This window comes from Asticcacaulis sp. AC466, from assembly GCF_000495815.1.
Lineage (GTDB): Bacteria > Pseudomonadota > Alphaproteobacteria > Caulobacterales > Caulobacteraceae > Asticcacaulis.
On sequence record NZ_AWGE01000007.1, the window covers coordinates 316,842 to 340,914 of the forward strand.

Below are 24,073 nucleotides of genomic sequence, written 5' to 3' on the forward strand. Positions count from 1 at the left end.
GATCTGAACACAGGATGTGGCTATGCAGTTTGACCGGCGCGCTTTAATTCTCGCCCTGGCGACCGCAGCCACCTGGCCGATGCGACTGTTCGCCCAAGCCCGGCCTGATCGCCAGGTGCTGGTGTTTTACTATGGCTGGTATGGCACGGTAGCGCGATCGGCAGAGAACAGCCACTGGCTTAATCCCGACACCCGAGCCGAGAAAATCGCCGATGCGCCCAACTATCCGGTGGGCGGGCCTTACGACAGCCTCGACCCTGCGGTCATCGATCGCCAGATGCGCCAAATGAAGGATGCCGGCATTACCGGGCTGATCGCTTCCTGGTGGGGACAAGGCGACCGCACCGACCGCCAGTTTCCCCTTTTGCTCGACGCCGCCGCCCACTACGGCCTCAAGGTATGCCCCTATGTCGAGCAGGCCCAAACCATAGATAAGGTCGCCGGTGATGTTTTGTATCTGCACCGCCGCTACGGCCGCCATGCCGCATGGCTTCCCCTGGATGGCAAACCGGTCGTTTTTTTCTTCGACCGCCTGATGCAAACCCTGGGCGCCGACGGCTGGAAACAGTCCCGGGCCCGGATCGAAAAACAGGCGCCCGGCGCGTTGCGCTTTATCGGTACTGCCAACACAGTGGAGGAAATCGCGGCGCGCAAGCCTCTATTCGATGCGTTGCACATCTATTCCATGCAGTTCGAAGCCGCCGAACATCGCTGGCTTCCAGCCCTGTGGCGCACGCAATTCTATAAGGCGTGGGTCGCCGCCCAGTCGGGCGCCAGGGTGACAACCGCGACCATCCTGCCCGGCTTCGATGATCGCCTCTTGCCCGATCGGCTGAAAAAACGTCCGGTCATCAAACGCCGCGACGGCACTCCGTTTCGGCAATTGTGGAGGGCCGCTATCGGCGCCGGGCCCGACTGGATACTCATCGTCTCTTTCAACGAATGGCATGAAGCCAGCCAGATCGAACCGTCCACCGCCTTTGGCGCGCGCGAACTCGACACCTGCCGTGAGATGAGTGCGCTTTTCAGGGGCGCTTAAGCCATGGCCGCGATGAAGACAGGCTGAGATACGGAGACGGTCTGATTCTTGGGTTGCAATGTGCCGTCCGGCTTGATCTCAAATACAACAAGGTCGTTGCCGCGCTGATGGGCGACCACGACGCGCTTGAGGTCTTCGCGCAGCAAGAAAAAACGCGGCCAGTTGCCCAAGGTCGGTGCGATCTGTAACAGGTCCAGGTGTCCCGCAGCGACGGTAAACACCGCGATGGAATTGTCGCCTCGGTTGGAAACATAGAGCCGGTCGCCAGCTTGGTTAAGCAGGATATGGGCGCAGAAGCTCTCTCCGGTAAACCCGCTGGGCAATGCAGACAGGGTCTGTATCGCCTCAAAACATCCATTCGTTGTCTTGCGCAATGCGATGACCTGGCTCGACAATTCGGTCGCGATAAAGGCGTGCGTTCCGTCTTTGTGAAAGGCCATGTGACGTGGGCCGCTTCCAGCCGGCGCCTGATAGGCCACAAAAGCGTCGCCGACCGCACCCGTCGCCGCATTGAACCCGTATCCCAGCACCTGGTCGGTCCCAAGATCGACGCTGTAGATATAGTCGCCGTGAAACTGGACCCAATGGGCGTGCGGCCCTTCCTGACGGTCGGCCTTCGGGCCCTTGCCAGCATTTTGCCGGATGACGGGCGGTTCGATCAGTTCGCCTTTAGTGCCTGTCTTGTACACAGCAATATTGCCCGACGAGTAGTTGGCGACCGCGACATAGCCGCCAGTCGGGTCGGTGGAAATATAACAGGGATCACGACCGTGGCTTGAAACCTCTCCAGTTGTTTTCCAGTCACGTCCATAGGCGGCGACACGGCCATCAGACTTTTCGTTGAGCAAATAGTATCGCTTCGTTTGGGCGTCATATGTCCCATAGGAAACATTTTCGATAGCGGGCATTGGCGCCCCCAGGGTCCAGCTATCCGCGCTGCGGGCATAGGTCAGCGGATAAATACCCCGGGCCGTATCCGAACTATAGGTGCCGACGAAAAATTTCACCTGATCTCCTGAAAAACCACTTGCTGCCGTAGCATACCCCAACAGGCCGACGGCGGCCGACATACCCATCAGGACGGTACGGCGATTCGGCTCCGCCTGGGTGAGCTGAGCGACAAACGGATATGACGGCATCTGAGGACTCCGGACAGACAATTTCCAATTCCGCACCTTAGCCACGAATCCGTATGCTGCGCCAGTGCTTCTTGCTCATGACGTTAAACATAAGTTATAACCACATAAGTGACTGAAAATGAGCAACTATTTTCCGGTCTACTTGGGTGGGAACGCGTCCATCGTCGCAACCGAGGCGGTCAGACCGGTTTACGAGTTCATTAACCTAAAATCGCCAGAATAGCGAAAAATCCCCACAACACGCCTGAAACGGGTGCCTTAACCAATGTCTCAGCCAGTGAGCGACCAATCCGTCCTGCAGGCGTATGAGCCAATTCACGCCCGCGAAGTCGTTAGCTATGGCCTGGGGGATGCGGGTTTCAACCTGTATTGGGCCCCTCTATCGGCGTTCATGATGGTCTATCTTAGCGATGTGGTCGGCTTGAGTCTGGCCAGCATTGCCAGTCTGCTTGTCACTATGCGGCTTATCAGCGCCGTAGCCGATCCGATTTTCGGCGCAATCGCTGACCGGACTCACACGCGCTACGGGCACTACCGTCCTTGGTTTCTGTGGTTGGCCTTGCCGCTGGCAACCGCCGGAATCCACTTCTTTTCCCTCGGAAGCGTCGCGTCGGAGGGGCGTCTGGCGAATACCTATATCAGCCTGATCCTCCTTAACCTGATCTATACGGCGGCCAATACGGCCTATAATGCCCTGTCCGGCGTTATCACCCTCGATTCTGACCAGCGAGGGCTGATTATCAGCGCCCGTTTTGGCGGCGCATTCCTCAGCGCGGTCTTGATCACCTGGGCAACGCCGAAGCTGGTGGCTTTCGCTGGCCGCGGCAATGATGCCTTGGGCTGGCAATTCGTCATGACCGTTTTCGGCGTAATCGTTGCGGGGATACTGGTTAATCTGTTCCTCCAGACGCGCGAACGCCTTGCGCTGTCATCCCAGCCGAACCACAATCCGCTAACGGATATACGCGACCTGTTTACCAATCGCCCCTGGACCATTCTATTTGCCCTGGGCCTAGTAATGCAGTTCGCGTTTATGCTGCATACCGCCATGACACCATATTTTATGAAGGTCTGTATCGGCAAGCCGGACCTTATCATCGGTTTCGTCATGACGTTCACACTGGGACTGGCGGCGGGCTCTGCCGCGGCCGCTGTCTTGACCCGATGGCTATCTCGTCAACGATTGATTACACTGGCCATGACGGTGGCGGGCTTGAGCAGCCTGGCGCTTTACGCCTGCCCTCCAAACCAGACGGTTCTGATGTTCGCGCTCGAAGCCGTCATCGGTGCCGCCTTTGGAACGGCCAGCACCCTCGCCTTCGTCATGTGCGCCGATACCGCTGACTACAACGCGTGGAAGACCGGCCATCGAGCGACGGCCATGACTTATTCCATGATCATGTTTGGCAAGAAAGTCGGTGCTGCGGCTTCGGCTGCGGTCATCGGCGCGGTGCTGGCGGGGTACGCTGCCAACTCGCTCGCGACGCAACGGATTCTCGATCACATTCGCGACCTGATCGGCCTGGCACCGGCGGCTCTGTGCTTTGGCGCAGCCGGGATCATCGCCCTATACGATTTGACACCCGATCATGTGGTAAAGCTACAGGCACAGTGGCTGTCCGGCGTGCTTGGAAAGCCGCCTAACCCGCCTCCTTGACCAATCCCTCCAGACCACAATCGCGCACCTTGCGATAGAGGGTCGATCGACCGATACCCAGACGACGCGCGACTTCCGACATATGACCGGCATAGACGCCGATGGCATGCTCGATCAGGTCGCGTTCAATGTCTTCGAGTTTGCGCAGGTGCCCGGCCTCATCCAGAATACGTACCGGCGCGTCATGCAAGGCGCTCAAAGCCTCATGATGTTCTTCCAGAACGCGGACCACGCTGGGGGCTGCGTCGTCCGACGACGTCATGATCGGCGCCACCTGGCCGCTGATTGCCGGGAAATCGAAGGCCTGAAGATGGGGGCTGTCGCTCAGGACAATGGCACGATAGACGGTGTTTTCCAATTGACGCACATTGCCGGGCCAATCATAGGCCGTCAACATTGACAAAGCATCGCCGGACACACCGGTCACGCGCTTGCCTTCTTCGATATTGAAGCGGCGAATGAAGTGATCGATCAGCGCTGGGATGTCCTCGCGGCGCTCACGCAAGGACGGCGCTTCGACCGGAAAGACATTGAGCCGGTAGAACAGGTCCTCGCGGAAGGCCCCAGCCTTGACCTGGTCGGCCAGGTTGCGATTGGTCGCCGAAATGATGCGAACATCGACCTTGACCGGACGCTTGGAACCGACCGGATCGATTTCACCTTCCTGCAAGGCGCGCAGCAGCTTGACCTGCATGTCGAGCGGAAGCTCGCCGACCTCGTCAAGGAACAGGGTGCCGCCATTGGCTTCCTGGAACTTGCCCAGATGTTTGTCGGATGCACCGGTGAAAGATCCCTTTTCGTGGCCGAAGAGGATCGATTCGACGAGATTTTCCGGCAAGGCGCCGCAGTTGACGGCGACAAAGGCCTTGCCGGCGCGTTCCGACGATCCTTGAATGGCGCGGGCAATCAGTTCCTTGCCGACGCCGCTTTCGCCAAGGATCAGCACGGGGATCGACGACTTTGCGGCGCGTTCGCCCAAGCGGCGTACGATCTGCATGGCGGCCGATGTGCCGATCAAGTCGTCGAACGACGTGCGATTGGCCGTGTGCTTTTTCAGCCGCGCCACTTCGGCGGACAGGTCGCCCATCTGGAGCGCATTGCGAACCGATACCAGTATGCGTTCAGGCGACGCCGGCTTGATAAAGAAGTCCTGCGCGCCGGCCTGCATGGCCTTGACGACCGTATCGATACCGCCCGACGCCGTCAGCACCACGACCGGCGTACGGATGCCTGCGGCGCGGATTTCCTTAAGCGTGTCAATGCCCGACTGCCCGGGCATGACCAGGTCAAGGATGACGGCATCGATGCCGGAATTCTGCGACAGTCGATCATAGGCCTCGTTACCGTTTTCCGCATGCAGGACGGAAAAGCCCTCGCGTTCCAGTACGGCCTGAATCAGCCGGCGCTGCGTCGGATCATCGTCACAGATCAGGATCGTTTTTGCCATGTCACACCATCAATCGTTCTGAATCATTTGACGAACCCATTCGAAATTCGCCTTATTTTGAAACACAACTAGTCCTTCGGGGTGAAAATCGGGTGTAGAACTATGATTAATGTGCCGTTTTCGTACGCCCTGAAACGAGACACCTAGCCGCTGCGGTCGCGGCGCACAGTGACCGGGACAAGATTTTCCGCCCAGCCTCTCGATTTTGTCAGAGTTTGTCGCTATGTCCGGAACATGAAAACAGATACTGCCGCTTCGGCCACACTACCCGTCGACCCCGCCACACAATTGCCCGTCTGGGATCTGTCCGATCTCTACGACGGTCCCGAAGACCCCAAGATCGCGCAGGATTTCGCGCGGGGGGAAGCCCACATCAACGAGTTGGCCAAACTTCAGGGGCAGTTCGTATCGGCGCGCGGCAATGCGGAACGCTTGGGCCTGCTTATCGACCAGGCGGCATCGCTATACGAAAAGGCGATGGACGAGATGGGCGGCGCACTGGCCTATGCCACCTTGGCGTCAACCATTGACCGTGAAAACGCGCGCATCGCCAAAATGCAGTCCGACCTCGGCACGCAGGCCGCGATGATCTCCGCCGACAGTCTGTTCCTGTCGCTGGAACTCAACCAGTTGGAAGACTGGGAAATCGAAAATGCCTTCAAAACCGTCGAGAAGGCGCAACGCTGGCGTCCGTGGCTGCGTCGCATCCGCGCCTCACGCCCACACGAACTGACGCCGGACCTTGAACGGCTGATGCTGGAACGGATGCCGGCCGTAAGCCAGTGGACCCGGCTGTTCGACGAAACCCTGACGCGCCTGCGCGCCAAGGTGGGTAAGGAATCGTTGACGCTTAACGAAGCCCTGACGCGTCTGTCTGCACCGCAGGCCCCGATACGTAAGGCCGCCGCCCAGGGCCTGAGCGTGGCGCTTCGCGACAATGCGCCGGTGCTCGCCCTTTCTCTCAATACCCTTGCCTTCGAAAAGCAGGTCGAAGACCGCTGGCGCAAATATGCCGATCCGGCGGCGGCGCGCCATCTCGCCAATGAGGTGGACAAGGACGCCGTCGACGCCATGGCCGAGGCAGTCAGCGAGTCTTACGTCAACCTCTCCCACCGCTACTACAAGCTGAAGGCCAAGGTAATGGGCCGAAAGCAACTGGACTATTGGGACCGCAACGCCCCCCTCACCCAGGATATCCAGAAGCATTACAGCTGGGAAGAGGCCCGAAAAATCGTCCTCGACAGCTTCGCCCAGATGGGACCGGAATTCGCCGATCGCGCCGAACGGTTCTTCGACCGTCCGTGGATCGACGCCGCCCCGCGTCCCGGTAAATCGTCAGGCGCCTACGCCCACCCGGTTACAGCCAACCGCCATCCCTACGTCATGCTGAATTTCTCCGGCGACCGGCGCGAAGTCCTCACCCTGGCCCACGAATTGGGTCATGCGGTGCACCAGACCCTGTGCCAGCCGCTGGGGTCAATATTGGCCGACACCCCGTTGACCCTCGCCGAAACCGCCTCCATCTTCGCCGAAGGCCTTGTGTTTGAGCACCTGGTTGCCACGGCCACCCTTGAGGAAAAGAAAGCCTTGTTGGCCGGCAAGATCGAGGACGGCCTGAACAGCGTCATCCGCCAGATCGCCTTTCATCGTTTCGAGGAAAAGTTTCACGCCGCCCGCCTGGAGGGTGAGGTGGCTCTGGATCAGATCAATGCGATGTGGCTCGATGTCATGGGCGAAAGCCTTGGTCCCGCGATCAAGCTGAATGACGGCTACGAGGTCTATTGGGCCTATGTCAGCCACTTCGTCCATTCGCCGTTTTACGTGTATGCCTACGCCTTCGGCGACTTGCTGGTCTCCGCCCTGATGGAAAAGCGCCGCGAAAATCCGGCTGCCTTTACGCCACTCTATCGCGAACTGCTGGCCGGCGGCGGTACGCGAACCTATGTCGAGGCATTGGCGCCGTTCGGCATGAACCCACGCGACAAGTCCTTCTGGAAGATGGGCTGCGCGCGTCTTGAAGGCCTGATAGAGGCGTTCGAAGCGCTCGTCTGACGCCGATTAATCGGCAAAACGACAATTGACCTGCGCGGCGAGCTTTTGTAAGAGCGTTGATAATATCTTCGTGCGCGGAGTCAAATCCGCCCTTCTCAGGATGAACGCCATGGCTGACCATCACGACCACTCCGACTATGTCCCAGGCGAAATGGACGTGCATCAGCAGCAGCATTCATACGAGCTGTTTACCAGCCTGACCAAGTGGCTCAGTCTGCACCTGGCCGTAGTCCTCACCTTCCTGGTCCTGCTGACATGCACGAAGACAGGATTTATTGGTTCGCTCATCGCGGCGGTTGTAGTCGCAGCGGTCGGCTGGTTCATGCTGAAGAAGAAGCCGGATCAGCACTGATAACGGGCTTAGGCCACCTAAGCGACTTGATTATTGACGCCCGCGTGCCCTGCACACGGGCGTTTTTATTTACGAATGGCGCCATAGGTCTGAGTATTTGCCGAGGTAAAAGCAGAACTGGTTGATCCGTTGCGGCCTCTTTACGCCGTCGGCAAACACGCATAGTTTAGCCCAAGTAATGATTACAAGGACCAGATATCGACCATTCGATCTTTGACTTGGCGATCATTTAGCCATAACAGACACAATAATTATAAGCGACGCCAAAGTCGTTACGGGTGTATCGAGTATCCTTGTAAGCCTCAGTTAAAAAGGGAAGAATCGTGGGCTTAACCCTTGCTATTACCAAAGAACAGATCGCGGGTGAGACACGCGTCGCCGCCACACCTGACACCGTCAGAAAATGGACCGGCGCGGGCCACATCGTAAAAATACAGACGGGCTCGGGCCTTGGAGCCTCGATTACGGATATGGCGTTTAGCGATGCGGGCGCGACCATCGTCGCAACCCTCAAGGAGGCCCTGAGCGACGCCGATATCGTCTTGAAAGTCCGGCAACCGGCGGCCGATGAAATCACAGCGCTAAAATCCGGCGCAATCGTCATCGCCATGCTGGATGCCTATCGCGAAAAGGGCGCCTTGAACAGCCTGGCCAAGGCCGGGGCATCCGCTTATGCCATGGAATTCGTGCCGCGCATTACCCGCGCGCAAGTCATGGACGTGCTATCGTCCCAGGCCAACCTGGCCGGTTACCGCGCCGTTATCGAAGCTGCCAACGCCTATGGCAAGGCCTTCCCGATGATGATGACGGCGGCGGGAACGGTCGCGCCCGCTAAAGCCTTTATCATGGGCGTCGGCGTCGCGGGACTTCAGGCCATCGCCACGGCCCGCCGCCTGGGCGCCGTGGTCACCGCCACAGACGTCCGGCCCGCCACTAAGGAGCAGGTTGAATCACTAGGGGCGAAATTCCTGGCCGTCGAGGACGATGAATTCAAGAACGCTCAGACCGCCGGCGGTTATGCCAAGGAAATGTCGGCCGAATACAAGGCGAAACAGGCCGCCCTCACCTCAACCCACATCGCCAAACAGGACATCGTCATTACCACGGCCCTGATTCCCGGCCGCGCCGCGCCGATCCTGGTCACGCGCGAACAGGTCGCTTCGATGAAGCCCGGTTCGGTGCTGGTCGACCTGGCCGCTCCGCAAGGCGGCAATGTCGAAGGCTGCGTCCGCGGCGAGACCGTCGATATCAATGGCGTCAAGATCATCGGACCCAGCAATATCGCCGCCAGCATCGCCGCTGATGCCTCGGCGCTCTATGCCAAGAACCTGCAAGCCTTTGTCGGCCTGCTGATCGACAAGGATGGCAATCTGATACCAGATGCAAAAACCGGCGCTGAGGATGAAATCCTCAAGGCCGCCCTTGTTACTGCTGGCGGCGCCGTCGTCCATCCCAATCTGAAAGGCTAAGTCATGGAAGCCGTAGATCCCACCCTCTTCCGCCTGGCCATCTTCGTTCTGGCCATCTTCGTCGGCTACTACGTCGTCTGGAGCGTGACGCCTGCCCTGCATACACCCCTCATGGCCGTCACCAACGCCATCTCTTCCGTCATCATCGTCGGTGCCCTGATCGCCGCCGCGGCGACCGCCAACGGTGGCGGCCTGTCGTGGGTGTCGAAAGGCGCCGGCGGGATTGCGTCGGCGTTGGCCGCCGTCAACATCTTCGGCGGCTTCATGGTCACGCGACGTATGCTGGCCATGTACAAAAAGAAAGAAAAAAAGCCCTCAGGCAGCGATGCGGTAGGGCAAAACAAACAGCCCTCAAGTAGCGCAGCGGTAGGGCAAACTAAAGACGGGGGCAAGTAAATGGATTTCGCCAATATTTCCGCCTTCGCCTATCTGGTTTCGGGCGTGCTGTTCATCCTGGCCCTGCGTGGGCTCTCCTCACCGGAGACCTCGCGAAAGGGTAATCTCTATGGCATGGTCGGCATGGCCATTGCCGTCGGCGTGACCCTGCTGTCCCTGCTCTTCAAGGGTACGCTCGATCCCGTCACCATCGTGATCATCCTTTGTGGCATAGCCGTCGGCGGCATAGCCGGCATGACGATCGCCAACAAGGTCTCCATGACCTCCATGCCGCAACTTGTGGCGGCCTTCCACTCCCTGGTCGGCATGGCGGCCTGCATGGTCGCCGTGGGCGCCCTGTATGCCCCTCAGGCGTTCGGGATCGATGACGGTGCCGGCGGATTGAAAACCCAGAGCCTGATCGAACTGTCGCTCGGCTGCGCTATCGGTGCCATTACCTTCACCGGTTCCGTCATCGCCTTCGCCAAGCTCAACGGCAATATGTCGGGCGCGCCGATCATCCTGCCCGCCCGACACCTGATCAACATCGCGCTGGGCGTGGCGCTGGTCGCACTGATCGTCGTACTTATCGTCACGCACGGTCTGGCGACCTGGGCGTTCTGGGCTATTTTCGCCATCGCTCTGGTGCTGGGCGTGACCCTCATCGTCCCCATCGGGGGTGCCGACATGCCGGTTGTCGTGTCCATGCTCAACTCCTATTCCGGTTGGGCCGCTGCGGCGCTGGGCTTCACGCTGGAAAACATCGCCCTGATCATCACCGGCGCCTTGGTCGGTTCGTCGGGCGCTATCCTGAGCTACATCATGTGCAAGGGCATGAATCGGAACTTCTTCAGCGTCATCATGGGCGGCTTCGGCGGGGAAACAGCCGCTGCCGCCGGTGGCCACGTCGAGACACGCCCGGTCAAGCAAGGGTCGGCTGACGATGCCGCCTTCATTATGAAAAACGCGTCAAAGGTCATTATCGTTCCGGGCTACGGCATGGCTGTCGCCCAGGCTCAGCACGCCCTGCGCGAGATGGCCGACAAGCTGAAGGAGGAAGGTGTCGAGGTAAAGTACGCCATCCATCCGGTCGCCGGACGTATGCCTGGTCACATGAACGTCCTGCTTGCCGAAGCCAATGTGCCCTATGATGAGGTCTTCGAATTGGAAGATATCAATTCGGAATTCGCCACGGCCGACGTCGCCTTCGTCATCGGCGCCAATGATGTCACCAATCCGGCAGCCAAGACGGACACAACCTCTCCCATATATGGCATGCCGATTTTGGATGTTGAAAAGGCGCGTACCGTTCTGTTTATCAAGCGTGGCATGGCTGCGGGCTATGCCGGCGTGGAAAACGAACTGTTCTTCCGCGATAACACCATGATGCTATTTGCCGATGCCAAGAAGATGGTCGAAGGTATCGTCAAGGCACTTTAAGGGCCTAAAGGTCTGAAAAACGGGTTATGGCGCAACGGATTATCGTTGCGCCATAAATTTTGCATAATCCGTCGTCTATAGTCCCCGCTATCATTCCGGGGAACATCTCATGCACCATCGAACATTTACCGCCGCCCAAGCAGGGGTAATGGCCGCCGCCATAGCCCTTTGCGCTGCCATCAGCGTCAGCGCCGCGCCTGTCGAAACCAAAACTATTCCAGCTGAAGACCTCTTCCCGTTTCTGCGGAACTATTACGCGCTGCCGGCGGCTGAGCGTACTGAGTTTCATCTTGGCTATGCGCTCAGGGTGCAGGGTGCGCGACCCGATCAGATCGACCTCAGCCTGCAAGACGGCGCAAATAGAAGCCGTATAGCTGCCGATGCGCAAGGCTACCTGTCGCCCTTACCGACTGACGCGCAGCTAAAAGCAAAAGCGAAACTGAGCGTGACCCGGCCGGCTGAGGCCAAGTGCGGTATATCCATGGAGGTGCTGCCAAATCCCTCGCCTTCGCAAAGCATGGATGCCAAGTCCCTTGCCCTGGCTGTAAGCCAGGCGCGTGCCGGGTCGAAAAAGCTGGCAGGCGTGCTGGCCATGGCCATGCCGACGCTCGATCGGGTCGATATTCTGGGTGTAACCTCGGGCGAAGTGAAACTGGCCAACGGCACGACCCGCCCCCTGCCTTTTACCCCCGCCTCGACGGACAAAAAGGGCGGCCGACATCCGGCCCACCTGACCTTTGTCCCGGCGGATATGCCCGGCGCCGTTACCCTGACCTTCAAGGGCGTGCCGACGCGGCTGCTGATCGGCTCCAAGGATTAGGCTCGTTCAGCCGCCATTCAGGCTTAACTTTTTATAGTGCGGCAAGTTATGATAAGTGATCATAACAAGATCGGTGATGATGATGTCCAAGCTGTTGAATATTTTGTCGAAACCCACAGCCTTCGTGCTGGCCGCAGGTTTGCTTACAGCAACGGCCCTGCCTCAGGCGGCAATGGCCCAGACGACGACCCAAAAGATCGCCGCCTCTGACGCCTTTCCGGGTTTGCAAAAATTTCTGTCCCTGCCATCAGGCGAACGCAGCCAGGTCAATGTCTATTACGTGCTGCGCATCAAGAAGTGCGATACGTCCCAGGTTCATTTGACCCTGACCTCCGGCGGAACGACTACGCCGCTCACCATCGCCGGAGATGGCCGGGTGACGCCTCTGCCCACGGCAGCACAACTGAATAGCGGTACGGTCAATATTTCGGGCCCATCCACATGTGTGGTTGGCCCAAAGGTGAAGGTCTTTTCGACCCAGGGACTGAAATCGGAATATGACGCGGTGGGCCTGGCAACCGGCATCAAACAAGGCAATGCTGCCATGACCAAGATTGCCGGCGTCATGGCCATTGCCCTGCCCCGGCTCGACCGTGTTCATTTTGTCGGCGGCGGTGACGCTGTGGCGGAATTCGCCAATGGCCAAAATAAGCCTTTGCCCAGGACCGGTAACAACGGTGAATACCCTGCCGGAACCCCCTATTTCGTGCCGTCGCAAATGGCCGGCGCGGTCAAGATTAAGTTGAGCAGCGCGCCCCGCGCGGTGATGTTCGACAATCCACCGAAATAGAAATTTAAATCACCCTTGGATCTGGGCCCGTTGGGTTTTTACGGCCTTCTGCGCCGTCACATACATGCCGAGCCAGCCGCCGGCAAAGGCGCACACCCCGACAATTAAAGGGCACACCAAGAACAAGGTCGTGGTGCTGGGCAGATGAAGCAGGTCGATCCAGAAATAGGCGGTCAGCAATATGCCGGTAATCCAGGCGGGGAACTGGCCGATCTTGCCCATGACAGTGGCAAAATAGCCCCCACCCAGGGCGCCCACGGCCCAGGTCACGGGGATGATGATGAAGACCTGACCAGAAACCGTCTTCATCAGTTCAGCGCGCTCTGCCGCCTCGACCATATACAGGCCTGGCGGGAAGGGAAACAACTGGTCAAGCACGTATTTGGCAATGGTATAGACCAACATGCCAAGCAGAAGCCCCGACAATACGACAAGCGTGACGACGAGCACCTGACGCGTTTTGGCGTCATCCCATTCGCTCAGCCATTCCTGGAAACGTTCGACAAATGATGACTTCGCCATGACAACACCCCTGCTTATGACACATTGATGTCCCGTCCGGGGCATCCGGTCAACGTCGCATTGTTAACACATTGTAACTTGTCTTGGCTAGCCCTGCACGGGACGGGGCCGTCCCATGTCGTCGATCGCCACAAAGGTAAAGATTCCCTCGGTTACGCGCGTCTTTTCCTCACCCTCGCGCGGGCGGCGATAGGCGTCGACCTTCATCTTCATCGATGTGCGTCCAACCGAAACAAGCTTGGCATATACGGTCACCTCGTCGCCAACCTGGACCGGCGTAAGGAAGACCATGCCGTCCACGGCAATGGTGGCCACGCGGCCCTTAGAAACGCGGGCAGCGATATTGCCGGCGGCAAGGTCCATCTGCGACATCAGCCAGCCGCCGAAAATGTCGCCTGATGGGTTAGTGTCGGCGGGCATGGCGGTGGTCAGTATCCCCAGATCGGCGGGATCAGGCAGTTCTGAATGATCGTGAGGGCTTTTGGCCATGTCCTATCGTCCCGTAGTCGTTTCGTCCCGTAAAAGAAAAGGCGCTGAAAGCCATTGCCTTCAGCGCCTTGAACTCTGTCGCACCTGACGGCGCGGAGGCTTACGCCTTGGCGGCGCGGGTCGGCGCAACGATGCCGCCCTCGCGCTGTATGCGCTTGCGGGCCAGCTTACGGGCGCGGCGAACGGCTTCCGCCTGCTGACGGGCGCGCTTTTCGGAGGGCTTTTCGTAATGTACGTGACGCTTCATTTCGCGGAAGGAGCCTTCACGCTGCATCTTCTTTTTCAGGGCCTTCAGCGCCTGGTCAACATTGTTGTCACGGACGAAAATCTGTACCAAAAGGTATCTCTCCATTCAGGGTTCAGGGGCCGAAGAGGTGTCGCCAGAAACTCCGGCAGCCTTCCCATCAGCCAATTGCGGAAAAAAGAAACTTGTGCCCGCAAACGAAAGCCTGCGGGAAGATCGGACATGCCCATACATGAGGTCTTAGGACATGTCCAGACAAACCAAGCCTGAAAAGGGATTTTTGCTGATATTTTATGCCGTCTGCGACATTTTGCTGCCGGCAAATCTGCCACAAATCGCCTGCTGCCCCCTTGGCGCGGTCCGCGCAAACGCCTATTGTAAGCGCCATGAGCCATCCTGATCCCCTATCTGGACTAAAAGCCGCCGAATCCCGCCTGGCACAGGCGGTTTCGGCCTATATTCCGACCTTGGGCGTGAACCGGCAGTCGCTTGAGGCGGGTATGCGTGCCTTGGGCCTGAGCGAAGGGGAACGCGACCTCATCGCGCCGCATGGCGCCGCTGACATCGCCGCTATTCTGTGGCGCGAACATGATTCGGTTCTGCTCAGTGCTGAAACGGCGGACCGGCTCTCCGGTATGAAGGTTCGGGAGAAAATTGGCTACCTGATCAATCTGCGCCTCGATGCGGGCGCGGCTGACGAAAAACTGGCCACACGCCTGATGGGCTTCTTTGCCCTTCCCGTCCACGCCGCCCTCTATCATCGCCTGCTGTGGCAGACCGCCGACACCATCTGGCGGCTGGCTGGCGACAAGGCGCTCGACGAAAATCACTATTCCAAACGGGTGATCGTCTCCGGCATCCTGACGACAGCGATGATGAGCCGCCTGTCACGCGGCCGCGACGCGCAGGTGGAGCAGGTTGACCGCAATATCGAACAGGTCATGGCCTATGAAAAATTCAAGGCCAAGCTGCCCGTAAAACCTGAAGAGGTTCTTCTGAACGTCGCAAAATCGCTCGGCCGGCTGCGCTTTCGGAATGCGGCGGCATGACGTTTCTGCGCGCCCTGCTGGTTTTTGCATGGGCTTTGATGTCACTGACCGCGACCGCGGTGCCGTCTGCGGCAGCGGCCACCGCCAACGCCGCCGATATGCCTTGCCACGATATGGCGGACACCGGACGCGACATGCCCGCCCCCTCACCGATCAAGGGCACCCCCATTGCCATGCCATGCTGTAGCCAGCCCGTTCTGGCTGCAGCCTCTGCGCCCGTGCCACTATTGCGCCGGACACTCCTGTCGCTGCGTCTGAGGCCGGCCATTGCCGCGCCCCTCATTGGCCTGCCCGTTCGCCTGGAGCCGCGCCCGCCGAAATTTGTTTGATGGTCTGAACCCTTTTCCCATCACTCAATTTCAGGAGACAGCAATGTCCCACGCCAAGACCGCGACCGCGTTGACCGCGGCGCTTTTCACCCTGGCCGGCGTTCCAGCGTTCGCCCAGAACCATGACACACATGCAAATCAGGCCCCGGATACGTCTGAAATGGACATGTCAGGGATGGACATGTCCCAAATGGACCATTCGCCAATGAATATGACGCCGAAATCAGGATGGACGGTCATGCACCACACCGTGCTGAACTTCGTCGCTGATAATCAGGAAGGGCCACGCGGCGGATCAAAGTCGTTCGTCGCCGGCATGACCATGATCATGGCGTCACGCGCCCTTAATGACCGCACCGACCTTGATCTCGACCTGATGCTGTCACCCGACGCCTTCATGGGCAAGGGCGGTTATCCGTTGCTGCTCCAAACCGGCGAAACGGCGGATGGCGTACATCACCTTGTCGATGCCCAGCATCCGCACGACCTATTCATGGCTATGACCGCCAAGGTCACCCGCCGGTTTTCGGACAATGCCAAAGGCTTCGTTCTGGTGGGCTGGCCCGGCGATGCGGGCTTCGGTCCGCAAGCCTTCATGCATCGGCCGTCAGGTGAAAACTTCCCGCTGGCGCCGATCACCCACCACTGGTTCGATTCCGGCCACATCACCATGGGCGTCGTCACCGCCGGCATGTCCCGGGGGCCATTGCAGGTCGAAGTATCGCAATTCACCGGCCGGGAGCCGGATCAGTACCGGTTCAACCTCGACCGGCCCCGTCTCGATTCGACCGCTGTCCGCCTGATCTGGGCGCTAAACGACCGTCTGTCCGCTCAGGCATCCTGGGCCCATCAGGTCAGTCCGGAACAACTGCATCCGCAGGAGGATATCAATCGCCAATCCTTGAGCCTGGCCTATGCCGGCCCGCATCTGGCTTCGACCCTCGCCTGGGGCCGCAAGGAGGCCACAGACGGCTCGGAAAAGCCCAGCGACGCCTGGCTGGTGGAAAACACTTATCGCTTCAATGACAAATGGATGGCGCTTGGACGGTATGAGCGGGTCTACAACACCGAACTCGTTGACGGCGCCTACTGGGTGGCCAAGACGGAGATCGGCGCCATCCGTACCTTCCGCATTAATAAGGCCGTGACACTGGGGCTTGGCGTAACGCGCCAGTTCAATACGGTGCCTGAGGCGTTGAAGCCCATTTACGGCGACCACCCGAATGGCACGGTCGGCTTCCTGCAACTCAAGATCAATCCCACAGGCAGCATGTCTGGCATGCGGATGTAAACAAAAGCCCCGCCGAAACCCAAGTTTCGGCGGGGCTGATATTATCGATCCATCAAGAACTTCAAGCCGCGGCTTCAGCCTTTGCCTTAAGGGCTTCGAGGCCAGTGGCAGTTGAGGTGATATTGACTTCGGAAATGGTGTAGTCCGACACGCCATTCACATGGAACGGGTCCGCACGCAGCATGGTTTCGACTTCGTTGCGGTCACCATCGGCGAAGATCATCCCGCCCGTGCGCGGAACACGGCGACCGGCTGCCAGGAACAAGCCCTTGGCATAGCCGTCCTTCAACCACGCCATGTGGCCTTCGAGGTAGCGATCAACTTCGTCGTTAGGGACCTTATAGGTCAGGGTTACGATAAACATGTGGCTTTTCCTTAAGAACTTGACTGTTCTTTGCGCTTATTTTGCCTCAAAATCAATTCGCAAGTGCGAGATTAACCCTGATTTCAGACAGATTTGACGCGATTGATATGGCCCATCTTGCGACCAGGACGCGGATCGTCCTTGCCGTAGACATAAAGGCGTGAGGCCGGTTCGGCCGACAAATCGGGCCAGGCCAGAATGTCCGCCCCCAGAAGGTTGGTCATCTCTATGGTGCAGCGGGCGGAGGTATCCCCCAGCGGCCAGCCGGCGACCGCGCGAATATGCTGTTCGAACTGATCGCACCAGCAGCCATCCTGCGTCCAATGGCCGGAATTATGGACCCGGGGCGCGATCTCATTGAGCAGCAATGCATCGCCGTCGAGCACAAACAGCTCCACGGCCAGAACGCCCACATAATCAAGGCCTTCCAGAACCGTCTTGGCGATATCGTGCGCCTTGGCGCTGACGGCGGGCGACACATTGGCGGGCGCCAGGGTGGTCGACAAAATGCCGCCGACATGATGGTTTTCACCGATCGGAAAGGTCTTTACCTGTCCGTCCCAGCCGCGCGCCGCGACGACGGAAATTTCACGCGTGAAACTGGCCTTCGCTTCCAGGATGGACGGTCGTCCGTTCAGGTTGTCATAGGCGGCGGGCGCCTCGTCCAGACTGCGGATCCATACCTGCCCCTTGCCGTCATAGCCTTCGCGGCGAGTCTTCAGAAGAGCGGGCAGACCGGATTGCCGCAGCGCGGCATAAAGGTCGTCCAGACTGTCCACCGGATAAAAATCGACCGTGCCGATCCCATGGTCCCGCGCAAAGCTTTTTTCCAGCACACGGTCCTGGGTGATGCGCAATGCCTTGGACGACGGGGCAACAATCGCGCCCTTGCCGGTCAGGTAATCGAGGCTGGACGCCGGCACATTCTCAAATTCAAAGGTAATGACGTCGCAGCTTTCGGCCAGACGGGCCAGGACGGCTTCGTCGGTATAGGCCGCCACCTTGGAGGCCAGCGACACTTGCGCCGCCGGACTTTCCTTGTCAGGTCCGAAAATGACAACCTTGAAGCCGAGCCTCGACGCAGCCTGGCTCAACATGCGGCCAAGCTGGCCATCGCCAAGTATACCGATCGTCGCGCCCAGCGACAGAGGAGACTTCAGCATCAATCTTCTACCGTATCGGGAACACTATCGGTCTGCGCCTGGCGCAGGGCTTCGATGCGCTCGGCCAGTGCAGGATCGGCCAGGGCCAGGATCTGCGCCGCCAGCAGACCGGCATTCTTGGCGCCCGCCTCGCCGACCGCCAAGGTGCCCACGGGGACCCCGCCCGGCATCTGGACGATGGACAGAAGGGAATCGATCCCCTTCAGCCCGTCGCGTACCGGCACGGGCACGCCAAGGACGGGCAGGGTGGTCATGGAAGCGGTCATGCCCGGCAAATGCGCCGCGCCGCCGGCACCGGCGATGATGACCTTGTAACCCGCCGCCTTCGCCCCCGTCGCGAACTCATAGAGACGCTGCGGTGTGCGGTGGGCCGAGACGACACGGGACGTATAGGCGACGCCCAGTTGATCCAGCGCCGCGGCGGCGGCTTTCATCACCCCCCAGTCGGAGCGCGATCCCATGATGATGGCGATGGGGGGCGTGTCGGTCATTCAGTCGTCCTGAAAGGGCGGTTTTGGAAAGGCGCGGAGTATAGTCGGAAGTGAACGCACTGCAAGCCTTGAGTCCGCCCTTTGTCATTAACTGTTTTCCGTACAATCTACCCCCGAAAAACGCCACATTTCCCCACCATAAAAGATATATGCCCCACAGAAATGGCATGGGATTGTGCCCTCGTGTGCATTGCACCCGTCACACTTCCGTGCTTTGATTAGAGGCTAGATGAAGACCGCACAGATAATCAGACTATCGGACCGAATGGGACTGGATTCACACCTCCAAAAGCTGGACTCCGGATCGGAAAATGACCTGCAAGCCTTTGATGAGGCGGCGGGAAAGCCTGCCCGCGCCACAACAGCATCGATGCAGAGTCTGCTGGCCCATTATTTCGAGTCGCAAGCCTTCGACAATCGGCACTTTGAGCCCAACACCGTACACGCCCTCAGCGATCCGCAGAGTGAAACGCGCGCCATCAAGTCTGAGGACCTGATCGAGACCCTGCATGTGTCGGAAGCGGCCTTCGTGCCGCTGACACCTGTGGCACAGCCCCCCCAGCCTCAGCCCCAGAGCGAGTCCCCCCCCCATTCGCCGTCGTCGCTTATCGCCCAGGCCGATTGGTCACCGTCGGCGCGCGAACTTATCGATTCGCTGATGAAGGAGACGGAGCGCCTCAATGCGCAGGTGGAACAACTCACCCTACAACTTCAGGCCGCCCAGGGCCAGGCGGACAACGACGTCCTCACGCCGACCCTCAACCGCCGCGCCTTTTTGCGCGAAGTGCACCGCTGTATGGCCGATTGCCGCCGTTATGGCGAAGAGGCGTGCCTGATCTTCCTCGATATGGACGGCTTCAAAAGCATTAATGACAGCTACGGCCATGCCGCGGGCGATGCAGCACTCATCTATGTCGCGGAAACACTGAACAACAGCGTGCGCGAAGGCGATAGCGTCGGGCGCATGGGCGGCGATGAATTCGCCATACTCCTGCGTCACGCCGACCTCAAATCCTCGCGCATCAAGGCGATGAAGCTGGAAGCCGAATTGATGATGGGCACGTTCGAACATGCGGGCCTGTATTTGAAGGCCGGCGGATCGTTCGGCGTGCGCGCCTACGCAGCTCAAGCCTCGGCCGAAGCCTGGGTTAGCGAGGCCGATGCCGCCATGTTCCTGGCCAAGAAGGCCAGCCGCTAGAACAGCCGCCCTAAAATGCCTCAACATATCGCTGCCCTCTCCCTGCTCGTCCCGGATTACGACGAAGCGATCGCTCACTATGTTGACGGACTGGGTTTTGAACTGATCGAAGACACCGACATGGGCGGCGGGAAGCGTTGGGTGCTCGTGGCGCCGATGGGTGGGCAAACGCGCCTGTTGCTGGCGCGCGCCACCAAGCCGGAACAGGTGGCACAAATCGGTCACCAGGCAGGCGGACGGATCTTCCTCATTCTCCATACCGATGACTTCGCGCGCGATCATCAGCGCTTTTCAGAGGCCGGCGTGACCTTTACCGAAGCGCCCCGTCATGAGCCATACGGCACCGTGGCGGTCTTCCGCGACCGGTTCGGTAACCTGTGGGACCTGTTGCAACCGGCCCCCAGTGCGTAAACAATGGGGCCTAAAAGCTGATTTCGCCTAATTACCGAAACTGAACAGACGGCGCTGTTCATCGATGGCGAAAGCGTCGGTCATGCCCGCGATATAGTCGCAAATGACGCGCGCACGCGCCGTCTCGCTGTCCTTCGAACAGACGCGCTGATACCAGTCGGTCGGCAGTGTGTCGGGCTCATTCATGAACAGGCTGAACATTTCCTGCAAAGTCCGCTTGGCGTGCGACCGTGTGCGGTTCAATTTGTAATGCTTATACATGCGGTCGAACAGAAAGCCGCGCAAGCGCGACAGGTCGTCATAAACGCCCTTGGAAAATGAGACCATCGGCCGCTTCGTCACGCGCACATCTTCGGCGGTTTCAATACCGTCCGCCGCCAACCGCCGGGCGGTTTCCGCGAGGACATCCGTCATCATGACGCCGATCATGCGGCGTACGCCTTCCAGCCGCCACATCCGCGTATCGATAAGCGGCCAGTCCTTGCGCACCGAGTGCAGGGCCGGACCGATTAGCGGCACGTCCAGCAGGTCCTGGATCGTAAACAGTTCGGCGCGCAGGCCGTCGTCGACATCATGATTGTTGTAGGCGATATCGTCGGCTATGGCCGCGCACTGCGCCTCCAGAGAGGCAAAAGTATCCAGGCGCAAATCCCACTGCGCGTTAAAATCGACGATGGATTTCCACGACGGTTCGGTCATGCGATGGCTGACCGGGCCATTGTGCTTGACGATCCCTTCCAGGGTTTCCCAGGTGAGGTTCAAGCCGTCGAACGCGGGATAGCGCACCTCAAGCCGCGTTATGACGCGGAAGGTCTGAACATTATGGTCGAAACCACCCCACGGCGCCATGCAGGCATGAAGCTGATCTTCACCGGCATGGCCGAACGGCGGATGGCCCAGATCGTGCGACAAGGCAATGGTCTCAGCCAGGTCTTCGTTGAGCGCCAGTGAATGGGCCAGCGACCGGGCGATTTGCGCCACTTCGAGAGAATGGGTGAGACGGGTGCGGAAATAGTCGCCTTCATTGGCGACGAAGACTTGCGTCTTGCCCTTCAGCCGGCGGAAAGCCGTCGAATGGATGATACGGTCACGGTCACGGGCATAGGCGGTGCGTGTCGCGCTGTCCGCCTCCGCATGCAGGCGCCCCAGGCTTTTTTCGACGTCGCAGGCAAAAGAGGCCAGTTGTTTCACGATATATCTCCAGTCTTGGCCCCGTCGCTAAACTGATTTCCCTAAAAAATCGCCCATTTTTCTGCCCAGGGGGCTGATTTTATAACCGAATGCGCCCATATTCGGCAGGCAAGAGAGAGACTATGAGCCATAACATCACCCTTACCGCCTCTGCGGCGAAACACCTGAACCGTCTCAGTGCCGACGCGGGGCACCCCGTCATGTTGCGGGTGATGGTCGAAGGTGGCGGCTGCTCGGGCTTTCAATATGTCCTTGACCTCACCGATACGCCGAACGCCGACGAAAGCCGGATCAGTTTCGATGGCGCGACCGCTCTGGTCGATGAGGTGTCGGCGCCGTTGATGGCCGGGTCCATGATTGACTATGTCGAAGAGCTGGTGGGGTCGCAGTTCAAGATTCTCAATCCGCTGGCCGTCGCGTCATGCGGCTGCGGCACCAGCTTCTCGCTTTAAGGCGACTGTCCGGCAAGCCTCTTGCCCGAATCCGGTCGGCGGCCTACACATCAGGCTATGAAACTCGCGACCTGGAATGTGAACTCCGTCAACGCCCGCCTGCCGCTCCTGCTTGAGTGGTTTCGTGAGGCTCAGCCCGACGTGTGCGGCCTGCAGGAAATCAAGTGCATAGACGAAAAGTTTCCCGTCGAAGCCTTTGAATCGCTTGGCTATAACTGCGCCGTCCACGGCCAGAAGAGCTATAACGGCGTCGCCATCGTGTCCAAATATCCGATGAGCGATGTGCAACGCGGGCTGGACGACGAAGCCGATGATCATTCCCGCTATATCGAGGCGGTGATAGAAGCGCCCGAGCCCATCCGCTTCGGCTGTATCTACCTGCCGAACGGCAATCCCATTCAAACGGACAAATATGCCTATAAGCTGCGCTGGCTGGAGCGGTTGCGCGCGCGGGCGCAATACCTTTTGACGCTTGAGGAAGTGACCGTTTTGACGGGAGATTTCAATATTATCCCGACGAAAGCTGATCTTTGGAAAGAAGGTCCGTGGCTTGATGATGCCCTCTATCAACCGGCCGTCCGCGCCGCCTACCAGGGGCTGAAAAATCTCGGGTTTACGGACGCCTTCGAAGCCATACAGCCGGAAGGCAATCGCTATACCTTCTGGGACTATCAGGCGGGCGCATGGCAGAAAAACGAAGGCATTCGCATCGATCACCACTTGCTGTCTCCTCAGGCTGCCGACCGCCTCATCGACCTGGTTATCCACAAAGATACACGCGGCCAGACCCACGATGAAGCCAAACCGTCCGACCATGTGCCGGTCGTCATTGAATTGACTACAAAATCTTAACCGCTTCGCGTGTATTAAAGGTTTCATTAGTCATAAATCAGGGCGCTATCCGATGGCCCATGCCGCCCGTATCCTTTTATATTTCCTGTTCGCCGGCATCGGCCTGACATTGATCGCGTCCGGCCTGATGTGGTGGTTCGAAGCGTCGCGTCGGTTGGCACGTGCGCTCAATTCGGCATTGGGCAAGGCCGCCGACGCCGTGATCTACGACCTGGACGGCCACAAGGCGGCCGGGCTCGATTTCACCGCCGGCGACCTCGCGATCATGTGGGAAACCGGCGCACAAGGGCTGGTCTTTGCCTTTGACGAGATCGAAGGGGCCGAGCTGATTGTCGATGAACGGGTCGTTGCCCGCGCCCAGAAAGGCGAAAGCCGCCGCGTTCTCAATGAAACCCACGCCCAGGCCTCACGCGTCACCTTGCGCCTCATGTTCAATGATGTCGAAACGCCGGAGTTCGAGGTCAACCTGTTCGGTCAGGTCAGCCACAATCCCATTCATGCCCAAACCGCGGCCGAAGCCGTCCGGCTGGGGCGTAAATGGTTGTCGCATATAGATGCGGTGATCAAACGCCTGCCGGCCGCGCCTTCTCCCTATCCGACAGAAGAGAGCGCGCCCGTCGCCGTGGCCCAAACCGCGCCGCGCACCGCCAAACCGGTGCACAAACCAGCATCGGTTCCCCCACCGTGGGAAGACGATGACGGCTACGATGACCAAAACGACACGTATAATGACGAAAAGCATTAGGTGACGTGTTAATATCTTAACGCCAGGCTGAATCCGTGGTTAACTTGTTGTTTGTAATACCGACACCAAGCCTGGATACCCGCCTTTGCCGACATATTTGCCGACAATCGTCATTCTTTCAGCCGCCGTACTGGCCATACTGGTCGTACTGTACCGCCTCTACGACTCCCGCGTCGAACAGCCCAAGAAGCTTGAAGACGAACTGCGCGAAGGCCTGACCGACGCCGATGGCCGCCGTTACAAGGCCGATGTCATGGCGCTTGAACCCGTGCGAAAGGCGGCGGCGGCCAGTTCGTACGAAGGCAATCGGGTGATCATCGTACGCAATTTTGGCAAGGTGCCGCACAAGCCCTACACCATGCATGAATTGCTGGGCATCGAGGTCTTTGTCGATGATCGGGTCGTCGGCCGGGTCGTGCGCGGCGGACCGGCGAAGTTGCTCGACGATATCGCGCCCGTGGTAAATCGTGTAACCATGCGGCTGATCTTCGACGATCCCGCTGATCCGGATTTTGAACTGGTCATGTGGGACCCACATGACAACCTGACCGCACGCGCCGAAGGCCCGCGCGCCGCCATGAACAACGCGCGCAAATGGTTCTATCACGTGGAGGCCGTCCTGCGTCGCACGGCGACATCGCCGGCGCCCAAACCCGCGCCGGTCAGCGGCCCGCCCCCCGCGCCTGCCCCCCTGCCCCAGGT

General features: G+C 59.2%; 27 protein-coding genes. 18 read left to right on the top strand and 9 right to left on the bottom strand.

Annotated features, from left to right (window positions below; all coding sequences use genetic code 11):
* Positions 1 to 22 precede the first annotated feature (22 nt).
* Positions 23 to 1,039, top strand: coding sequence for a hypothetical protein (locus tag AEAC466_RS32030; RefSeq protein WP_023457902.1), 1,017 nt, complete (start codon positions 23 to 25; stop codon positions 1,037 to 1,039).
* On the opposite strand, the gene AEAC466_RS32035 is transcribed toward AEAC466_RS32030, so the two are convergent.
* Positions 1,036 to 2,178 (bottom strand): lactonase family protein, encoded by a 1,143-nt coding sequence (locus AEAC466_RS32035; protein ID WP_023457903.1) that lies wholly within the window; start codon positions 2,176 to 2,178, stop codon positions 1,036 to 1,038. The two genes, AEAC466_RS32030 and AEAC466_RS32035, sit on opposite strands and share 4 nt — an antisense overlap.
* A 265-nt stretch (positions 2,179 to 2,443) precedes the next feature.
* Here AEAC466_RS32035 and AEAC466_RS32040 point away from each other — a divergent pair, with 265 nt between their 5' ends.
* The gene (locus AEAC466_RS32040; RefSeq protein ID WP_031238585.1) at positions 2,444 to 3,835 is read left to right on the top strand and encodes an MFS transporter; all 1,392 of its coding nucleotides are present in this window, start codon (positions 2,444 to 2,446) and stop codon (positions 3,833 to 3,835) included.
* Here AEAC466_RS32040 and AEAC466_RS32045 read toward each other — a convergent pair.
* Positions 3,819 to 5,282, bottom strand: a complete 1,464-nt coding sequence (locus AEAC466_RS32045) for a sigma-54-dependent transcriptional regulator (RefSeq protein WP_023457905.1) — start codon at positions 5,280 to 5,282, stop codon at positions 3,819 to 3,821. The two genes, AEAC466_RS32040 and AEAC466_RS32045, sit on opposite strands and share 17 nt — an antisense overlap.
* A 234-nt stretch (positions 5,283 to 5,516) precedes the next feature.
* On the opposite strand from AEAC466_RS32045, the gene AEAC466_RS32050 reads away from it, so the two are divergent.
* The 7 genes from AEAC466_RS32050 (at position 5,517) to AEAC466_RS32080 (ending at position 12,580) form a co-directional block, all read left to right on the top strand.
* Entirely contained in the window at positions 5,517 to 7,334 is a 1,818-nt protein-coding gene (locus AEAC466_RS32050; RefSeq protein WP_023457906.1) for a M3 family oligoendopeptidase, read from the top strand.
* 109 nt (positions 7,335 to 7,443) lie between these two features.
* Positions 7,444 to 7,686 carry an aa3-type cytochrome c oxidase subunit IV gene (locus AEAC466_RS32055; RefSeq protein ID WP_023457907.1) on the top strand — a complete coding sequence of 81 codons (243 nt, stop codon included), beginning with the start codon at positions 7,444 to 7,446 and terminating at the stop codon, positions 7,684 to 7,686.
* Between the two features lie 323 nt (positions 7,687 to 8,009).
* Complete coding sequence (locus AEAC466_RS32060; protein WP_023457908.1) at positions 8,010 to 9,155, top strand: Re/Si-specific NAD(P)(+) transhydrogenase subunit alpha; 1,146 nt, start codon at positions 8,010 to 8,012, stop codon at positions 9,153 to 9,155.
* Between the two features lie 3 nt (positions 9,156 to 9,158).
* Positions 9,159 to 9,551 (top strand): NAD(P) transhydrogenase subunit alpha, encoded by a 393-nt coding sequence (locus AEAC466_RS32065; protein ID WP_023457909.1) that lies wholly within the window; start codon positions 9,159 to 9,161, stop codon positions 9,549 to 9,551.
* The gene (locus tag AEAC466_RS32070) at positions 9,552 to 10,970 is read left to right on the top strand and encodes an NAD(P)(+) transhydrogenase (Re/Si-specific) subunit beta (protein WP_023457910.1); all 1,419 of its coding nucleotides are present in this window, start codon (positions 9,552 to 9,554) and stop codon (positions 10,968 to 10,970) included.
* Positions 10,971 to 11,079: 109 nt separating this feature from the next.
* Complete coding sequence (locus tag AEAC466_RS32075; protein ID WP_155913567.1) at positions 11,080 to 11,790, top strand: hypothetical protein; 711 nt, start codon at positions 11,080 to 11,082, stop codon at positions 11,788 to 11,790.
* 55 nt (positions 11,791 to 11,845) lie between these two features.
* On the top strand, positions 11,846 to 12,580 hold the full coding sequence (locus AEAC466_RS32080; RefSeq protein ID WP_235074239.1) for a hypothetical protein: 735 nt from the start codon (positions 11,846 to 11,848) through the stop codon (positions 12,578 to 12,580).
* Positions 12,581 to 12,589: 9 nt separating this feature from the next.
* On the opposite strand, the gene AEAC466_RS32085 is transcribed toward AEAC466_RS32080, so the two are convergent.
* The 3 genes from AEAC466_RS32085 to rpsU all read right to left on the bottom strand — a co-directional run bounded on the left by AEAC466_RS32085 (position 12,590) and on the right by rpsU (position 13,928).
* Positions 12,590 to 13,102, bottom strand: a complete 513-nt coding sequence (locus tag AEAC466_RS32085) for a hypothetical protein (protein WP_023457913.1) — start codon at positions 13,100 to 13,102, stop codon at positions 12,590 to 12,592.
* Positions 13,103 to 13,189: 87 nt separating this feature from the next.
* Positions 13,190 to 13,591, bottom strand: coding sequence for an acyl-CoA thioesterase (locus tag AEAC466_RS32090; protein ID WP_023457914.1), 402 nt, complete (start codon positions 13,589 to 13,591; stop codon positions 13,190 to 13,192).
* A gap of 100 nt (positions 13,592 to 13,691) precedes the next feature.
* Positions 13,692 to 13,928, bottom strand: a complete 237-nt coding sequence (gene rpsU, locus AEAC466_RS32095) for a 30S ribosomal protein S21 (protein ID WP_023457915.1) — start codon at positions 13,926 to 13,928, stop codon at positions 13,692 to 13,694.
* Positions 13,929 to 14,221: 293 nt separating this feature from the next.
* On the opposite strand from rpsU, the gene AEAC466_RS32100 reads away from it, so the two are divergent.
* Genes AEAC466_RS32100 through AEAC466_RS32110 form a run of 3 tightly spaced genes read left to right on the top strand, consistent with a single transcriptional unit; the run spans position 14,222 to position 16,504 of the window.
* Positions 14,222 to 14,884 carry a COQ9 family protein gene (locus AEAC466_RS32100; RefSeq protein WP_023457917.1) on the top strand — a complete coding sequence of 221 codons (663 nt, stop codon included), beginning with the start codon at positions 14,222 to 14,224 and terminating at the stop codon, positions 14,882 to 14,884.
* Positions 14,881 to 15,213, top strand: a complete 333-nt coding sequence (locus AEAC466_RS32105) for a hypothetical protein (RefSeq protein WP_023457918.1) — start codon at positions 14,881 to 14,883, stop codon at positions 15,211 to 15,213. The genes AEAC466_RS32100 and AEAC466_RS32105 overlap by 4 nt, the downstream gene beginning before the upstream one ends.
* A 43-nt stretch (positions 15,214 to 15,256) precedes the next feature.
* Positions 15,257 to 16,504 carry a hypothetical protein gene (locus tag AEAC466_RS32110; protein WP_023457919.1) on the top strand — a complete coding sequence of 416 codons (1,248 nt, stop codon included), beginning with the start codon at positions 15,257 to 15,259 and terminating at the stop codon, positions 16,502 to 16,504.
* A gap of 61 nt (positions 16,505 to 16,565) precedes the next feature.
* Here AEAC466_RS32110 and AEAC466_RS32115 read toward each other — a convergent pair whose 3' ends face one another.
* The 3 genes from AEAC466_RS32115 to purE all read right to left on the bottom strand — a co-directional run bounded on the left by AEAC466_RS32115 (position 16,566) and on the right by purE (position 18,522).
* Positions 16,566 to 16,868 carry a YciI family protein gene (locus AEAC466_RS32115; RefSeq protein WP_023457920.1) on the bottom strand — a complete coding sequence of 101 codons (303 nt, stop codon included), beginning with the start codon at positions 16,866 to 16,868 and terminating at the stop codon, positions 16,566 to 16,568.
* A gap of 83 nt (positions 16,869 to 16,951) precedes the next feature.
* Complete coding sequence (locus AEAC466_RS32120; protein WP_023457921.1) at positions 16,952 to 18,031, bottom strand: 5-(carboxyamino)imidazole ribonucleotide synthase; 1,080 nt, start codon at positions 18,029 to 18,031, stop codon at positions 16,952 to 16,954.
* Positions 18,031 to 18,522: a 5-(carboxyamino)imidazole ribonucleotide mutase gene (gene purE / locus AEAC466_RS32125; RefSeq protein WP_023457922.1), complete on the bottom strand. Its 492-nt coding sequence runs from the start codon at positions 18,520 to 18,522 to the stop codon at positions 18,031 to 18,033. Before purE ends, AEAC466_RS32120 begins: the two co-directional genes overlap by 1 nt.
* 265 nt (positions 18,523 to 18,787) lie before the next feature.
* Between purE and AEAC466_RS45165 the strand changes: the two genes are divergently transcribed.
* Both AEAC466_RS45165 and AEAC466_RS32135 read left to right on the top strand, forming a co-directional pair.
* On the top strand, positions 18,788 to 19,720 hold the full coding sequence (locus AEAC466_RS45165; protein WP_023457923.1) for a GGDEF domain-containing protein: 933 nt from the start codon (positions 18,788 to 18,790) through the stop codon (positions 19,718 to 19,720).
* 15 nt (positions 19,721 to 19,735) lie between these two features.
* A complete protein-coding gene (locus tag AEAC466_RS32135; protein ID WP_023457924.1) occupies positions 19,736 to 20,131 on the top strand; it encodes a VOC family protein in 396 nt (131 codons plus the stop codon).
* A gap of 27 nt (positions 20,132 to 20,158) precedes the next feature.
* On the opposite strand, the gene AEAC466_RS32140 is transcribed toward AEAC466_RS32135, so the two are convergent.
* The gene (locus AEAC466_RS32140; RefSeq protein ID WP_369794502.1) at positions 20,159 to 21,325 is read right to left on the bottom strand and encodes a deoxyguanosinetriphosphate triphosphohydrolase; all 1,167 of its coding nucleotides are present in this window, start codon (positions 21,323 to 21,325) and stop codon (positions 20,159 to 20,161) included.
* 119 nt (positions 21,326 to 21,444) lie between these two features.
* Here AEAC466_RS32140 and AEAC466_RS32145 point away from each other — a divergent pair, with 119 nt between their 5' ends.
* The 4 genes from AEAC466_RS32145 to AEAC466_RS32160 all read left to right on the top strand — a co-directional run.
* Positions 21,445 to 21,774: a HesB/IscA family protein gene (locus AEAC466_RS32145; RefSeq protein WP_023457926.1), complete on the top strand. Its 330-nt coding sequence runs from the start codon at positions 21,445 to 21,447 to the stop codon at positions 21,772 to 21,774.
* 57 nt (positions 21,775 to 21,831) lie between these two features.
* Positions 21,832 to 22,626: an exodeoxyribonuclease III gene (xth, locus tag AEAC466_RS32150; RefSeq protein WP_023457927.1), complete on the top strand. Its 795-nt coding sequence runs from the start codon at positions 21,832 to 21,834 to the stop codon at positions 22,624 to 22,626.
* A 52-nt stretch (positions 22,627 to 22,678) separates the two neighbouring features.
* Complete coding sequence (locus tag AEAC466_RS32155; RefSeq protein ID WP_023457928.1) at positions 22,679 to 23,371, top strand: hypothetical protein; 693 nt, start codon at positions 22,679 to 22,681, stop codon at positions 23,369 to 23,371.
* 85 nt (positions 23,372 to 23,456) lie between these two features.
* Positions 23,457 to 24,073: hypothetical protein (locus AEAC466_RS32160; protein ID WP_023457929.1), on the top strand; the 617-nt coding region annotated here is incomplete at its 3' end.